This window comes from Kitasatospora sp. NPDC096077 (genome assembly GCF_040303245.1).
GTDB lineage: Bacteria > Actinomycetota > Actinomycetes > Streptomycetales > Streptomycetaceae > Kitasatospora.
On the sequence record NZ_JBEOSV010000058.1, the window covers coordinates 39,510 to 54,892 of the forward strand.

At 75.3% G+C, this 15,383-nt stretch carries 8 protein-coding genes; 1 reads left to right on the plus strand and 7 read right to left on the minus strand.

Features of this window, described 5'->3' with window-relative positions; translation table 11 throughout:
- Positions 1-33: 33 nt before the first annotated feature.
- The 7 genes from ABTZ03_RS33680 to ABTZ03_RS33710 form a co-directional block, all read right to left on the minus strand.
- Positions 34-4,512 carry a non-ribosomal peptide synthetase gene (locus ABTZ03_RS33680; protein ID WP_350516948.1) on the minus strand — a complete coding sequence of 1,493 codons (4,479 nt, stop codon included), beginning with the start codon at positions 4,510-4,512 and terminating at the stop codon, positions 34-36.
- Positions 4,513-4,551: 39 nt separating this feature from the next.
- Positions 4,552-9,282, minus strand: a complete 4,731-nt coding sequence (locus ABTZ03_RS33685) for a non-ribosomal peptide synthetase (protein ID WP_350516949.1) — start codon at positions 9,280-9,282, stop codon at positions 4,552-4,554.
- Between the two features lie 153 nt (positions 9,283-9,435).
- Positions 9,436-10,713 (minus strand): glutamate synthase-related protein, encoded by a 1,278-nt coding sequence (locus ABTZ03_RS33690; RefSeq protein ID WP_350516950.1) that lies wholly within the window; start codon positions 10,711-10,713, stop codon positions 9,436-9,438.
- Positions 10,710-11,702: an asparagine synthetase A gene (locus ABTZ03_RS33695; RefSeq protein ID WP_350516951.1), complete on the minus strand. Its 993-nt coding sequence runs from the start codon at positions 11,700-11,702 to the stop codon at positions 10,710-10,712. The genes ABTZ03_RS33690 and ABTZ03_RS33695 overlap by 4 nt, the downstream gene beginning before the upstream one ends.
- Positions 11,703-11,788: 86 nt before the next feature.
- Positions 11,789-13,051 (minus strand): methylaspartate mutase, encoded by a 1,263-nt coding sequence (locus ABTZ03_RS33700; protein WP_350516952.1) that lies wholly within the window; start codon positions 13,049-13,051, stop codon positions 11,789-11,791.
- Entirely contained in the window at positions 13,048-13,491 is a 444-nt protein-coding gene (locus ABTZ03_RS33705; protein ID WP_350516953.1) for a cobalamin B12-binding domain-containing protein, read from the minus strand. Before ABTZ03_RS33705 ends, ABTZ03_RS33700 begins: the two co-directional genes overlap by 4 nt.
- Positions 13,492-13,516: 25 nt before the next feature.
- Complete coding sequence (locus ABTZ03_RS33710; protein ID WP_350516954.1) at positions 13,517-14,830, minus strand: ATP-binding protein; 1,314 nt, start codon at positions 14,828-14,830, stop codon at positions 13,517-13,519.
- A gap of 253 nt (positions 14,831-15,083) precedes the next feature.
- On the opposite strand from ABTZ03_RS33710, the gene ABTZ03_RS33715 reads away from it, so the two are divergent.
- Entirely contained in the window at positions 15,084-15,329 is a 246-nt protein-coding gene (locus ABTZ03_RS33715) for a hypothetical protein (protein WP_350516955.1), read from the plus strand.
- The last annotated feature ends 54 nt before the right edge of the window (positions 15,330-15,383 follow it).

The window sequence follows — 15,383 nt, forward strand, 5'->3', positions numbered from 1 at the left end:
CCGCAGGGCCCGTGGGACTGCTGGTGGGGCCGCTCATCCGGCGGCCGCCGGCGCGGCGGTCACGGCCGCGTCCAGTTCGGCCAGGGCCGCCGCGTAGGCGTCGATGAAGGTCTCGGCGAGCGCGTCCGGCACCACGGACCGCTGGTGGTCCACGGCCAGCAGCACGCGGTCGGAGACCGGGTCCTGGATCAGCGAGGCGCCGAAGGCGAAGCTGTTGGGCTCGTGCCGCATGGTCGGCTCGCAGCCGATCCGGCCGTCCACGATCCGGGCGTCGCTCAGCTGCCCGAGCGCGTGGAATCGCAGGAAACCGAACTGGCTGTCCAGCCGGGTGCCGGCCATCAGCCGGGCCAACCGGGCGATCGGGACGCGGCGGTGCGGCATCATCTCCAGCTCCTCCCGGTGCACGGCGCGCACCAGGGCGAGCGGGTCACCCTCGACGGGCTCGGCGACCAGCGGCACGGTGTTGAGGAACAGCCCGTACACCTCGGTGCCGCCCCGGCGCTCCAGCCGGCCGTTCATGGCCAGTCCGGTGGTGACCCGATCGCGGCCGGTGATCCGCTGGAGCGCCCGCAGGTGGGCGGCGAGCGCCACCGACTTGACCGGGACGGCGGCCGCGTCGGCCACCCGGCGCAGTTGGCCGGGGGCGTCGGGCAGGACGCGTTCCACCGTGCGGGCCAACTCGTGGGTGGAGCCCGCGCCCTCCCAGAGCACGCCGCTGACGCCGTCGAGCTTGGCGCGCCAGTAGTCGAGCGCCTCGGGGTCGTCGGCGGCCTCCCGTTCGACCGCGACGAAGTCGCGGAAGGCGGAACCGGGCGGCGCGGCCGGCGGGGCGCCCGGGTCGGCGGCCAGCGCGGTGTGCCGCTCCAGGAGTTCGGTGAGCAGCGAGGTGAAGCTCCAGCCGTCCAGGATGGCGTGGTGCTCGGAGACGGTGAGCTGGAAGGACGCGTCGTCGAGCCGTTGCACGGTGACCCGGAACAGCGGCGGCTCCATCAGGTCGAAGGGCGTCGAGCGGTGCTGCTCGAAGACGGCGGTGATGCGCGCCTCGCGCCGCTCCTCCGGAGCCCCGCGCAGGTCCTCGAAGCCGACCGGGGGCGGCAGTTCGCCGTACACCAGCTGGAGCGGCTCGCGGTGGCCGGCGAGGTCGAGGCCGGTGCGCAGGACCGGGTGGCGGCCCATCGCCTCGGCGACCGCGCGGCGGAACGCGTCCTCGTCCAGCGGGCCGGCGATCCGGTAGCTGTTGACGTTGTGGTAGCTGTCGGTCGCCCCGGCGATCTCCATGTGGAAGACCATGCTGAGCTGCATGGACACCATCGGGTAGGCGTCCACCACGGTGGTCGGGAGTTCGGCCCGCACGTCGGCGTCGACCAGGGCGAACGGCTCGGCGGTGCCCGCCGCGTCGGCCACCGGCCGGGCCAGCGGGGCGAGGGCGGCGACGGTCGGGGCGTTGAAGACGTCCCGCAGGGTGACGGCCCAGCCGCTCTCGTGCAGCGCGCCGGCCAGCTGGACGGCGCGGATCGAGTCGCCGCCGAGGTGGAAGAAGTCGTCGTGCACGCCGATCCCGGTGACGCCGAGGACCTGCGACCACACCTCGGCGATGCCCTGCTCGACCGGGGTGCGGGGGGCGACGTGGCCCGCCTCGGCGCGCGGCGCGGCGGGCGCGCTGGGTGCGGGCAGGGCCCGGCGGTCGACCTTGCCGTTGACGGTCAGCGGCAGGGCCGCCAGCACGGTGACGCTCGCCGGGATCATGTAGTCCGGCAGCGAGCGGGCGAGGAACTCGCGCGTCCCGGCGGGCTCGCGCCCGGTGACGTACGCGGCGAGGCGCTGGTCGTGGACGGTCACCACGCAGCCGTCCACGTCCGGGTGGGCGGCCAACGCGGCCTCGATCTCGCCGAGTTCGATCCGGAAGCCGCGCAGCTTGACCTGGAAGTCGGCCCGGCCCAGGTACTCCAGTCCGCCGTCGGGCAGCCGCTTGGCCACGTCGCCGGTGCGGTAGAGCCGGGCGCCGGGGGTGGCCGCGTACGGGTCGGCGACGAAGCGGGTGGCGGTCAGCCCGGGGCGGGCCCAGTAGCCGTGGGCGAGGCTGCCGCCGCCGATGTACAGCTCGCCGGGCACGCCGACCGGGCAGGGCCGCAGCCAGTCGTCGAGCACCACGGCGCTCAGGTGCGGCATCGGGTCGCCGATCAGGCTGCGCTCGAAGCCGTCCGGCCCGTCGATGTCGTGGGTGGTGACGTGGACGGTGGTCTCGGTGATCCCGTACAGGTTGCACATCCGGGCCCGGGGCCGCGGCTCCAGGGCGTACCAGCGCTCCACCACCGCCGGGTCCAGGGCCTCGCCGCCGAGCATCACCTGCTTGAGTGCGGGCAGCGCGCGCGGGCGCCGGCGCAGGGCGAGTTCGAGTTGGCGCAGTGCGGACGGGGTCAGGCAGAGGTAGGAGACGCCCTCCTCGGCGAGGAGTTCCGCGAACTCCTCCGGCGAGCGGCTGGTGACGTAGGGGACGACGACCAGCCGGCCGCCGTGGTGCAGGGCGCCCCACAGCTCCCAGACCGTCCAGTCGAAGGCGTAGCTGTGGAAGAGCGTCCACACCTCCTGGCCGTCCTGCGGGGTGAAGGCGAAGTGCCCGGCCCCGGCCGCCATCAGGCGGCTGACGTGCTCGTGGGCGACGGCGACGCCCTTGGGGCGGCCGGTGGAGCCGGAGGTGAAGATGATGTACGCGGTGTCCGCCGGGCGGACCTCCACCTCCGGACGGCCGGTCGGCCGGGCGGCCAGCTCCTCGGTGCGGACGGCGGGTTCGAAGACCTGCCAGGGCCCCTCCGGGACCCGCTCGGGCCGGTCGGTGAGCACCACGGCGACCTCGGTGTCGCCGAAGACGGCGGCCGCCCGGTCGGCCGGCGCGGTCAGGTCCACCGGCACGTAGGCGGCACCGGTCTTGAGCACACCGAGGACGGACACCGGGATCGCCTCGGTGCGGTCGAGCAGCAGGCCGACCCGGTCGCCGGGGCGCACCCCGCGGGCGATCAGGGCGTGCGCCAGCCGGTTGGCCCGCTCGTCCAGCTCGCGGTAGCTCAGCGCGACGGCCCCGCAGCTGACGGCGGTGCGGTCGGCGTGGGTGTCGACCGCCTCCTCGAACAGCCGGTGCAGGCTGCGCCCGGCGGGGACGTCCGGCGGCGGCCCGGCGGGCGCGGCCGGCCCGGCGAGTTCGCGCACCGTGCGGTCGGGCTGCTCCAGCGCGCCGGCCAGCAGGGCCCGCCAGTCGTCGCTCATCCGGCGCACCGTGTCGGTGTCGAACAGGTCGGAGCGGAACTCGACCTCGCCGCGCAGTTCGCCGTCGTCGTAGACGGACCAGGTCAGGTCGTACTTGGTGGTGCCGTTGGAGTGCACCCGGCGGTCCGCGTGGACCGGCCCGAACCCCAGCGGGGCGCGGTTCTCGGTGTGGGAGCCGAACACCACCTGGAAGAGCGGGGTGTGCCGGGTGGAGCGCTCGACGCCGAGGTGGTCGACGACGGTGTCGAAGGGCACGTCGAGGTAGCCGTAGGCCTCGAAGGCCTCGTCCTCGACCCGGTGCAGCAGTTCGCGGAAGGTGGTGCGGGCGCCGAGCCGGATCCGCAGCGGCAGCAGGTTGACGAAGTAGCCGACCAGGTCTTCGAGTTCGGGCCGGTCGCGGGTGGTGACCGGGGTGCCGATCACCAGGTCCTCGGCTCCGGTCCAGCGGTTGAGCAGGACGGCGAAGGCGGCCAGCTGCACCATGAACGGGGTGACGCCCTCGGCCTCGGCGAGCGCCCGCACCCGGTCGGCGGTGCCGGTCGGCAGTCCGAAGGCCTCGGTGCGCCCGCGGTGGGTCGGCACGGCGGGGCGGGGCCGGTCGGTGGGCAGTTCGAGCAGCCCGGGGGCGCCGGCCAGCCGCTCCTTCCAGTGCGCGAGGTGCTCCTGGTAGGAGGTGGCGGCCTCCTCGGCCGCGTAGTCGGCGTACTGGGCGGTCAGTTCCGGCAGCCGGGGTGGGCGGTGCTCGGTGAGCGCGGTGTAGACCTCGGCGAGCTCGGTCTCGAAGACGTCAGCGGACCAGCCGTCCCACACGATGTGGTGGACGACCAGGACCAGGGTCGCCCCGGTGTCGGAGCGGAGCAGCAGCGAGGCGCGCAGCAGCGGCCCGGTCTCCAGGTCGAACGGGGCGGCCGCCTCGGCGGCGGTCAGCTCCTCGGCCCGGCGGCGCTGTTCGCGGTCCGGCAGGCCGCGCAGGTCGGTGACGCCCAGCGGGATGTGCAGGCTCTCGCGCACCAGCTGGCAGGGGCCCTCGGGGCGCAGCTCGAAGGTGGTGCGCAGGGCCTCGTGGCGGGCGACCACGGTGTCGATCGCGTGCTCCAGGAAGGCCGGGTCGACCGGCCCGCTGAAGGTGAACACCCAGGGGATGTTGTAGGTGGCGGCCTGCGGGTCCCACCGGTCCAGGAACCACAGGCCCCGCTGGAGCCCGGAGACCGGGGCCACCCGGGCGACGGCCGTGTCGGTGGCTGAACTCACTGTTCTCGTACCTCTCTCTGCGTGTGCGGTCGGCGGGGGTCAGCGCTGCAGGAGCTGTTCGGCGATGGCGCTCGCCGTCCTGGCCCGGAACACCAGCTGCGGGAGGACGCGGGTGCCGGTCGCCCGGGACAGCCGCATCGCCAGGCGGACCGCGGTGAGCGAGTTGCCGCCGATCCGGAAGAAGTTGTCGTGGCGGTCGACGTGCTCGGCCTTGACCACCTCGCGCATCGCGTCGAGGACCAGGCGCTCGACGTCGGCCGCGCGGGCGGCCTCCGGCTCCCCGGCCCCGGCCTGCCCGGACGGCACCCCGGCGGGCGGGACGGTCCGGGTGACGGGTGCCGGGGCGGGCAGGGCGCGGCGGTCGACCTTGCCGTTGGCGTTCAGCGGCAGCGCGTCCAGGACGTCGAGGGTGGCCGGGACCATGTGGGCCGGCACCTGCTCGGCCAGGCAGGCGAGGATGGACTCGGTGTCGGCGTCCGGCCCGGTGGTGACGACGTACCCGGCGAGCCGGCGGTCCCCGGTGGCCGTCTCGTGGACGGTGACGGCCGCCTCCCGGACGTCGCGGTGCCGGGTGAGCAGGTCCTCGATCTCCCCGGGCTCGACCCGGAAGCCGCGGATCTTGATCTGGTCGTCGGCCCGGCCGGTGATCTCCAGCAGGCCGTCCGCGGTGCGGTGGCCGAGGTCCCCGGTGCGGTAGAGCCGGCGGCCGTAGCCGCCGTGCGGGTCGGCGACGAAGCGGGTGGCGGTCAGCCCGGGCCGGCCCCAGTAGCCGAGCGCGAGGCCGTCACCGCTGGCGTACAGCTCGCCGGTGACCCCCGGCCCGACCGGCCGCAGCGCCTCGTCCAGCACCAGCACGCCCTTGCCGGCCAGCGGGCGGCCGATCGGGATGGACCCGGCGGCGGCGTCCTCCGGGCGGGCGGTGTGGCAGGTGGTGAGGCCGAGGCTCTCCACCGGGCCGTAGCCGTTGGCCACCCGCAGCCGGGGGAACCGTTCCAGGGCCTTGCCGACGTGGGTGACCGAGGCGCGCTCGCCGGCCGTGAAGGCGGTGTGCAGCCCGGAGTAGACGTCCGGGAACTCCTCCAGCAGGAAGTTGAACAGGCTGGCGGAGAGCTGGAGTTGGGTGACGCCGTGGCGGCGGGTCAGCTCGACGATGGCCTCCGGGTCGGGCCGCTGGCCCGGCTGGAGCACGCAGACCCCGCCGAACAGCAGCGCGCCGTACAGTTCCAGGGCGAAGGCGTCCCAGGAGACCGGGGCGCACTGCAGCCAGACCTCGCGGGGGCCGAACCGGGCGTAGTCCTGGCCGAGGTAGGTCGTGGTCAGTGCGCGGTGCGGGACGGCGACGCCCTTGGGGCGGCCGGTCGAGCCGGAGGTGAACATCACGCAGGCCAGGTCGGCGCCGGTGACCGGCACGTCCGGGGCGTGGTCGGGGGCCCCGGCGAGCAGGCCGGCGACGGCGTCCAGGTCGACGTGCTCGCCCGGCCAGTCGAACGGGACCGCCGCGCCGCGGTGGGTGACCAGGTGGCGGGCCCCGCTGTCGGTGGCGGCGGCGGCGAGCCGGGCGGCCGGGAAGTCGGGGTCGAGCAGGGTGTACCCGGCGCCGGTCTTGAGCGCGGCGAGCAGGGCGACCACCAGGTCGAAGCCGCGCTCGACCAGGATCGCCACCACCGTGCCGCGGCCCACGCCCCGGCCGGCCAGGTGGTGCGCCAGCCGGTTGGCGCGGCGCTCCAGCTCGCCGTAGGAGAGCTCCGCGCCCTCGGCGATCAGCGCGACGGCCCCGGGGGTGCGGGCGGCGACGACCTCGAACAGCCGGTGCACCGGGGCCGCGACGGCCGCGGCCAGGGTGCCGAGCCAGGCCTCGCACAGCTCCTCGACCGTGGCCGGCTCGAACAGGTCGGAGTCGTACTCGAAGCGCCCGGTGAAGCCGGTGCCGCGGTCGTCCACCGAGATCGACAGGTCGAACCGGGAGACGCCGTGCATGTGCAGTTCCCGGGTGACGGCCATGCCGTCGACGCAGAGCGGGCGGGAGTCCAGCGCGTGCATCTCCAGCACGACCTGGCAGAGCGGGTTGCGGTCCTGCGGCGGGTCGGTGACGACCCGGTCCACGATGGCGTCGAACGGGACCTCCTGGTTGCGGTAGGCGCCGATCGAGACGTCCCGGGCCTGGCGCACCAGGTCGAGGAAGTCGGTGTCCGCGCCGACCCGCAGCCGCAGCGGCAGCAGGTTGACGAAGTAGCCGATCATGTCCGCGAGTTCGGGACGGTTGCGGACGCTCACCGGGGCCCCGATCACCAGGTCCGGTGCGCCCGAGCGGCGGTGCAGGGTCATCGCCAGCGCGGCCAGCAGGACCATGTACGGGGTGGCGTCCTCGCCCCGGGCCAGCTCCCGGACGGCCCGGGCCACCGGCTCCGGCACCGCGAAGGAGTGGTGGGCGCCGCGGAACGCCTGGAGCTCGGGGCGCGGGTGGTCGACCGGCAGCACCTCGGCCACCGGGGCGTCCGCGAGCTGCCGCTCCCAGTAGGCGAGCTGGCCGCCGACCGCGGCGCTCACCGCGGGCTCCCGCTGCCAGGCGCTGTAGTCCGCGTACTGGGCGGCGGGCTCGGGCAGGTGGTACGGGCGCCCGGCGCGCAGCGCCTCGTACGCCTCCTTGAGCTCGCGCTCCAGCACGGCCAGCGAGCCCTCGTCCCACACGATGTGGTGCATGACCAGCACCAGTACGGTCCGCCCGGCCGGGACGCGCAGCAGGTGGGCCCGCAGCAGCGGGTCGGTCTCCAGGTCGAACGGGGTCCGGGCGGCCGCGGTGATCAGCCCGTCGAGGTCGGCCTCCGCCGCGTCGGCGACGGTGAACGGCAGCTCGATCCGCTCCCGGACCACCTGGAGCGGCTCCTCCTCGCCGAACACGAACGCGGTGCGCAGGCTCTCGTGCCGGGCCACCACCGTCTCCAGGGCGGTGCGCAGCAGTTCCGGCTCCGGGGCGCCGTCGAAGCGGAACACCCACGGCACGTTGTAGGTGGGTGCGCCCGGGTTCCACTGGTCGAGGAACCACAGGCCGCGCTGGAAGCCGGACAGCGGCGCCTCGGTGCGGCCGGTGCGGGTCAGCGCGGGGCGCTGCTCGCCCTCCGGGGTGGTCACGGCGACGGCGAACTCGGCGAGGGTGGGGGCGTCGAAGATCGCGTACGGGGAGATCAGGCCGAACACGTCGGCGACCCGGCCGACGACCCGCACCGCGGTGAGCGAGTCGCCGCCGAGGTGGAAGAAGTTGTCGTGGGCGCCCACCCCGGACACGCCCAGCACGTCGGACCAGACGGCGGCGAGCAGCTGCTCGGCCTCGGTGCGCGGCGCGACCCAGGCGGCCTCGCCGGCCGCGGCCTCCGGGCCGGGCGCGGGCAGCGCGGCCCGGTCGATCTTGCCGTTCGCGGTCAGCGGGAAGGCGTCCAGGACGACCAGGGCGGCCGGGACCATGTGCTCGGGCAGCCGGCCGGCGAGGAAGTCCCGCAGCTCGCCGGGGGCGGGGGCGGCCCCGGGGACGGCGGTGAGGTGGGCGGTCAGCCGCCCTTCCGGGGCGGTGACCACGCAGGCGGCCACCGCCGGGTGGGCGGCCAGGGTCTGCTCGATCTCGCCCGGCTCGATCCGGAAGCCGCGGATCTTCAGCTGGTGGTCGGCGCGGCCGAGGAAGACCAGCGCGCCGTCCCGCCCGTCCCGCCGGACCAGGTCGCCGGTGCGGTACATCCGGGCGCCGGCCGGGCCGTACGGGTCTGCAGTGAAGCGCTCGGCGGTGAGCCCGGAGCGCCCCCAGTAGCCGGAGGCGAGCAGCGGGCCGCCGATGTACAGCTCGCCGGCCGTGCCGGGGGCCACCGGCTGCAACCGGTCGTCCAGCACGTACAGGGCGCGCTCCCCCAGGGCGTCGCCGATCGGCACCAGGACGTCGGCGGCGGTGAGCTCCCGGACGGTCGAGGTGATCACCGTCTCGGTCGGGCCGTACGCGTTCACCAGCGGTACCCCGGTGGCCTCGCGCCAGGCGGCGGCCGCCTCCGGGTAGAGCCGGTCGCTGCCGGAGATCATCAGCCGCAGCGAGGCGGGGACGGCGGCGCCGGCCCGGACGGCCGTGACGATCTCCTGGAAGTAGCCGGCCGACAGGTTGGCGACGGTCACCCCCTCCTCGGCGAGCAGGCCGAGCAGCTCGCCCGGGGCGAGCAGCGCCTGGCCGGGGACGACCAGGCGGGCGCCGGTGGTCAGCGCGGTGAGGACCTGCTCGATGGCCACGTCCACGGTGGGGCGGGCGAGCTGCAGCACGGTGTCCGCGGCGGTCGTCCCGAAGGCCCGGACGGCCGCCCCGAGGTGCTCGGCGAGCCGGTCGGCGCCGACGTGGACTCCCTTGGGGCGCCCGGTGGTTCCGGAGGTGTAGATGATGTAGCCGGCCCCGCCGGCGGGCTCCGCCGGGGAGTCGGGGACGGTCAGCACGCCGTCGGTCAGGAAGGCGGTCGCCCCGGCGTCCCGGGCGATGAACCCGTTGCGCTCGGCGGGCGCCCCGGCGTCCAGCGGGAGGTAGATCCCGTCGGCCCGGAGCACGGCGAGCAGCCCGACCACGTGGTCGACGCGGTCCCGGGCGGACACCGCGACCACCTGGCCCGGGACGATCCGCTCGGCCAGGGCCCCGCTCAGCCGGTCGAGTTCCGCGTAGTCGAGGCTGCGCTCCGCTCCCCGCACCGCGGGGCGGTCGGGGTGGCTGCGCACCGCCGCCGCGAAAGCGTCTGTGATTCCGTGTGAGGACATGGTTCTACCCCGCTGGGTGAAGGAGTTCGGAAGGGGGACGGAGGCGGCGTCGGTCGCCGCTGCCACCGGGCGACTCGGTCGGCCGGGGCGGAAGTCGGTGGGGAGAGCGGCACAGGACGGCGCCTCGGGAGGCTGCGGCTTCGACTGCCGCGGCTACGGCGTGCCCGGGGCCCAGAGGTCCTCCGGGCCCAGCTCGGCAGCCGAGTACTTGCCCAACGCGCTGACGAGCAGGCGGAGTTCGGCGGCCATGCAGTCCAGCAGGCGGATCAGGCCGCGCTCCGGGTCCTCCGCCACGGCGAGCAGCGCGGCCCGGCCGAGGCCGACCGCCCGGGCGCCCAGCGCCAGGCACTTGACGGCCCGGGAACCCTCCCAGATCCGGCCCGACACCAGCAGACAGGGGACGGGGGCGGCCGCCAGCCGGCCCAGGCACGTGGCGAGCGGCAGGCCGACCTGGGCGGTGAAGGCGAGCGGCGCCCAGCCGGTACCGCCCTCGGCGCCGTCCACGGTGACGGCGTCGGCGCCGGCGTCGGCCGCCACCCGGGCCGCCTCGGCCACGTCACGGCCGGGGTGGAGCTTGACCCAGGTCCGGGCCCGCGGGAAGTTGTTGCGCATCAACCGGACCTGCTGGCGCAGGATCTCCGCGGTGAAGGTTCCGGGGCTGCTGGAGCGCAGCACGTACGGCCCGTCCAGCAGGTCCGGGTCGAGACCGTAGCGGCCGTCCAGCCGGGCGGCCTCCGTCGCGTCCAGCACGGTCATCCCGCCGAGTCCGGGCTTGGCGCCCTGGCCGGTCTTCAACTCGAATCCGAGCCGGCCGGAGTCCAGCAGCACGCGGGCCGCCGGGTCGCTGTAGACCAGGTTCCAGACCTCGGCGTCGGCGTCCTCGGTGCTCTGCTGGACGGTCACGCCGCCGAGCCCGTCGGGCAGTTGCTCGGTGTAGGCGCGCAGCCGGCCGAGCAGCGAGCGGGAGGCGTCCTCGTCCAGCCGGCCGTAGCCGTTGACCGGTACGACGTTCTCCCCGATGACCATCGGCACACCGAGCGCCCCGGCCTGGCGGCTGAGCGCCAGGCCCGGGTCGCCGCCGGCGGCGCGGGTGGAGCCCAGCGCCGACACGTACACCGGCAGCGGGGCGGCGAAGCCGCCGATCGCGGTGGCCAGGTCGACGTCCCGGTACATCGGCTCCCGGCCCAGGTCGATCAGCTTGGCCAGCCGCCGGGGCATGAAGACCGGTGGCACCAGGCGTAGTTCGTCCAGGCCGTCACCGGCGGGCGCGGCCCCCGCGCCGAGCAGCACCCGGCCGTAGGAGTCGGCGGGCGGGAAGACGGCGGGCGCGCCGAGCCCGGCCCGGCGGCGGACCTCCTGCTCGGGGAAACCGGGGGCGGTGGCCGTGTCAGACGCGGTGGTCGACCGAAGGGTGGCGGTGGTCGTGGTCACGGCGAGACCACTCCCGGCAGCTTCGGGAAGGCGCTGGCCTGCCAGGCCGACTCGCGGCCCGCGACGTAGCGGGTCAGCCGCTCGACGCCGATGCCGAAGCCGGCGCTCGCGGGGACGCCCGCGCGGACCAGGTCGAGGTACCAGCTGTACTTCTGCGGGTTCTCCCCGGTCTCGCGGATCCGGGTGACGATGTCGGCGTAGTCGTTGGTCCGCTCGCTGCCGCTGCACAGCTCGCCGTAGCCCTCGGGCGCGATGAGGTCGAAGTTGCGCAGGACGCCGGGCTCGGTGCGCGACTCGCGGTCGTAGAAGCCGCGGGAGCCCTTGGGGTAGTCGGTCACGAAGAACGGGCGGCTCGCCTTGCGGGACAGCAGTGCCTCACCGGCCCAGTCGATCTCCGCGTCCGGGCTCTGGTCGTGTCCCACGGCCCGCAGTTCGGCCACCGCGTCGGCGTGGGTGGTCCGGCCGAAACCGCCGCGCAGCAGGTCGGCGAAGGCGTCCGGGTCCCGGCCCAGCACGGCGAAGTCCTCGGGCAGCGTCTCCCCGGTGCGGCGCACCATGTGGACCACCAGGTCCTCGATCAGTTGGAGGACGTCGTCGCGCCCGGCGCCGGCCACCTCCACGTCCAGCTGGTGGAACTCGGCGAGGTGCCGGTCGGTGTGGGCGGTCTCCAGCGGCTCCAGCCGGACGTTGGGGGCGATGCAGAAGATCTTGTCGAAGGCCAGCAGCGAGGCCTGCTTGTAGAGGATGGCGCTGGTCATCATCTTGTAGCGGTGGCCGTAGAAGTCGACGTCCACCTGCTTGGCGCCGCGCGAACCGGGGTCGGTGACCGGGCCGATCACCGGCGGCAGCAGCTCGGTGAAACCGGCCGAGGTGAGGTGCTCGCGGGCGGCCGCGAGCAGTCCGCCCTGGATCCGCAGGGTGCTGCGGGTGGCCGGGGAGGTGAGGTGGGACCTGGTCCCGGGCAGGGGGGTACGGCCGTCGTCAGGCATGTTCGGTCTTCCCGTCGTCGGATGTGCTCGGATGGTGGTCGGGTGTCGGGCGGGGCCGGCGGGTGTCGCGCGGGGCCGGCCGGCGGTCAGCGGGTGGCGAGCGCCCGCCGGTCGTAGCTGCGCTGGACGTACGAGAGCGCGTCGATCAGCTGGGCGGCGCCGAGGACGGCGCGGTGGCCGCGGACCGGTCGCCCGGGCAGCGGCAGCGCGCCGGTGTCGGCCCACTGGAGCCGGCCGTCGGCGTCCAGCGCGCCGCGCGCCCGGCCCGCGTTGTCGGGGTGGAGGCAGAACGGCACGTCCAGGTAGCCGGCGGCGAAGGCCCGGACCAGGGCCCGGCCGATGTCGTCGTCGAGCTGGAGGACGGCCTCGACCAGCGCCCGCGCCTCGGCGTAGGTCACGCTGTCGGCGGCCGGGAGGTCCGTGCCGGCGGTGGTCCCGGCGGCGATCGCGGCGGCGGTCTCCAGGGCGCGGACGTTCTCCTCGACCGTGGGGATCCGGTGCGCCTCGGCGGTGGTCTTGACGATCAGCCGGGCCGCGCCGGTGCGCACCGCCAGCCCGGCCGCCTCGTCCAGCAGCAGCTGGGCGCCGCCCGGGGAGAGCGGGTAGAGGCCCATGTAGGCGTAGAGCACCACGTGCCACTCGACGTCCGGGAGCAGCTCGTCGGCGAGCCGGGCCAGCGCGGTGACGGCCTCCTCGTCCTGCCGGACGTCGGTCTGCTGGGCGTAGCTGAGCGAGATGCTGCGCAGCCCGTGCTGCCGGAAGAACAGCGCCTCCAGCACGCTGATCGCGACCAGCAGCGCGGGCGGGCAGAGCTGGCCCATCATGCAGCCGCCGAAGGTCTCCAGATGGGGCGTCACCCCCGGCTGCGCCGCGTCGGCGAGCAGTCGGCAGCCCCGCTCCCAGTCGGCCACCGCGACGGCCAGCGGGGTGCGGCTGTACGGGAGGCAGTACGAGACGGGCCCGCCCTCGGTCGCGTGCAGGCCGACGGCCAGCAGCGCGGCGACGATCGGCTCGGGCCGGGCCGAGCCGTGACGTACCTGCACCGGGAAGTCCGGTCCGACGATGCCCTCCAGCACGCCGCGGGTGACCTCGACCGGGTGGGTCGCGATCGGGTAGCCGTTGAGCGCGGCGCCCTCCTCCAGGGCCCGGCGGGCGGCGGCCGTCTCGCCGGTCCTGGTGTAGCTGTCCACGGTGATGGTGCCGACGGTGGTGGCCGCCGCCCGCTTGGTGGCGTGCAGACCGGCGCGCATCGGCCCGGGCCCGGCCATGCCCATCCGGGGCTGGACGACCAGGGTGCCCGCCGCGTGCGCCCGGGCCACGAAGCCCCCGAACGAGGCCGCGGCCGTCATGCCGGGACCGCCGTGGACCACCGGGCCAGGTACGCGGTGAACCGCTCGATCGAGTCGGGCCCGGTGAAGACCTCGTCGAAGCCGGCCGCCCGCAGCGAGCGGCCCGCCTGCACGTCGTCCTCCTCGGTGATGCCGAGCTTCCCGCCGATCACCATGGGGGTGTCCGACAGTTCGGGGCGGGCCCGCAGCTGGGGGGCCACCCGCAGGCCGTCCAGCGTGCCGTGGCCGTTGACGCTGCTGAGCACGATCAGGTCCGGTGCCGCCTGTCGGCAGTGCTCGACCAGCCGGTCGTCGGGGACACAGGCCCCGAGGTTGGTGACCCGGTGGCCGCGCTCCTCCAGGAACATCTGGAGGAAGACCAGGTTCCAGGTGTGCGCGTCCGATGCCATGGTCGACACGACGATGTCCAGACCGGCGGGCGAGGCTGCTGCGAACGTCACGGGATTCTCCGTCGATCGGGGCTGGTCACGAGGCCAGCGCTGCGAGGTGGGGCGGCCGCACGGTGCGGTCGCCGGTGGCCGGGGCGGTCGCCCCCCGGTGCTCCCGGCACAGCGTGCGCAGGAGGTTGAGCACGGCGAAGCGGGCACCGTCCGCGGCGGGCACCAGCCGCACCAGGCCGCACAGCAGCAGTTCCTGCACGGTGGCCCGGCAGTCCTGGAGGGGCCGGCCGCTCACCGCGGCGGCCTCCTCCACCGACCAGTCGCCCGGTTCCGCGGCCAGTAGCACCAGCAACTCCCGTTGCCGGTCGGTCAGTCGGCGGTTCGCCTCGTCCAGGGTGTCGCGCAGGTCACCGCGCTCGCACAGGGTCACCGGCGGGGCGGGCAGGCTGAACGGGGTGGCGGCCAGCCGGTCCAGCAGCCGGGCGGGCGACTCCAGCAGGGTCCAGCCCGCGGCGTACTCCAGAGCCCGCGGCAGCCCGTCGAGGTACCGGCAGAGTGCGGCGACCTCGGGCCGGTCGGCGGGGTCGAGGGCCAGGCCCGGACGCAGCCGCCGCATGTGGGCCAGCAGCAGCCGTACGGCGGCGGTCCCCATCGCCCGCTCGGGGTCCGGGTCGGGCCCGGGAACGGCGAGCGGCGCCAGCGGGACGACCTGTTCGCCGTCCAGCCCCAGCGGCGCCCTGGAGGTGAGCAGAACCCTCAACTCCGGGCATCGGCGGAACAGTTCGTCGAGGACGGCGGGGCCGACGGTGTCGTCGGCGCCGTCCAGGACCAGCAGGGTGGGCCGGTCCTCGATCAGGTCGGTGAGCCCGTCGAGTCCGCCGTGCGCGGTGGCCGTCCCCGCCGGGCCCGCGAACGGCGCCCGGGCCGCGCCGGCCTGCGGCTCGCCGCAGGCGGCCCAGCGGACCGACCAGCGCGCCGTGTGGTGCACCCGCCATGCCACGTCCAGTGCCAGCCGGGACTTGCCGACCCCGCCGAGCCCGACCAGCGACAGCAGCCGGTCGCCGTGCCCGGTCAGTGCCTGGGTGAGCGTCTCCGACTCCGCCTCGCGGCCGATGATGGCGCCGCGCGGCGCCGGCGGGGCGGCGAGCTCCTCCACCAGGGCCCGCTGCCGGGCCGCGGCCTCGAAGAGCGAGCGGGCGCGGCCCCGCAGGCCGAGGGCGTCCGCGACCAGTCGCACGGTCTCCTGGCGCGGGCGCTGCACCCGGCCCGCCTCCATGTCACGCACGGCCCGCACGCTCAGCGAGGCGTGGTCGGCCAGGCACTGCTGGGTCAGTCCGGTCCGTTCGCGCTGGTACTTGAGCAGCCCACCGAAGCCGGCCACCGGCGCTACGCCGTCCATGCCGATCCCTCCCGGTCACACCTGTGGTTGACGCGGCTGGAACCGTGGTCGGCCGCCGCAGCACAGATGTTCCGGGAGGGGGATCTACGGGCGGTCGTCGCCGCCGCGACGGCCTCCCCCGGCCCCGCGATCAGGCGAATATCGACCGTATATCGCCGTCGACCAGACTCGGTGTCGAGCCGAACGGGGCACCACGAGAACACCCGGGCTCGCCCACTGCAGAACTCCTACTCGCCAGAGCGGACGGCATCCCATGAAGCAGCGTTCCCCCGAGTCCTCGATCCTGCGCAAGGCCGCGATCCTGGTCACCACGGGCTGTGCCGCCGTCCTGCTGGCCACCGCGTCCCACCCGGCCGGGCCGTCCGCCGGCAGCACCGTCTCGGTCCGGGCCGACGGCGCCACCACGGGCACCGCCACCCCGCCCCACACCGGCAGCGGCACCGGCAGCGGCACGGGCGTCGGCACCAGCACCCCGGACTGGAACAGCACCGGCGGCTGACCGGTGCGGAGCGGGTCGGGAACGGGCGAGCGGCCCGGCAGCGTCCTGCCGGGC

Coding starts and splice junctions, on each gene's coding strand:
- ABTZ03_RS33685 (WP_350516949.1), bottom strand. CDS start 9,282: ATGTCCTCACACGGAATCACAGACGCTTTCGCGGCGGCGGTGCGCAGC.
- ABTZ03_RS33695 (WP_350516951.1), bottom strand. CDS start 11,702: ATGCCTGACGACGGCCGTACCCCCCTGCCCGGGACCAGGTCCCACCTC.
- ABTZ03_RS33700 (WP_350516952.1), bottom strand. CDS start 13,051: ATGACGGCCGCGGCCTCGTTCGGGGGCTTCGTGGCCCGGGCGCACGCG.
- ABTZ03_RS33710 (WP_350516954.1), bottom strand. CDS start 14,830: ATGGACGGCGTAGCGCCGGTGGCCGGCTTCGGTGGGCTGCTCAAGTAC.
- ABTZ03_RS33715 (WP_350516955.1), top strand. CDS start 15,084: ATGAAGCAGCGTTCCCCCGAGTCCTCGATCCTGCGCAAGGCCGCGATC.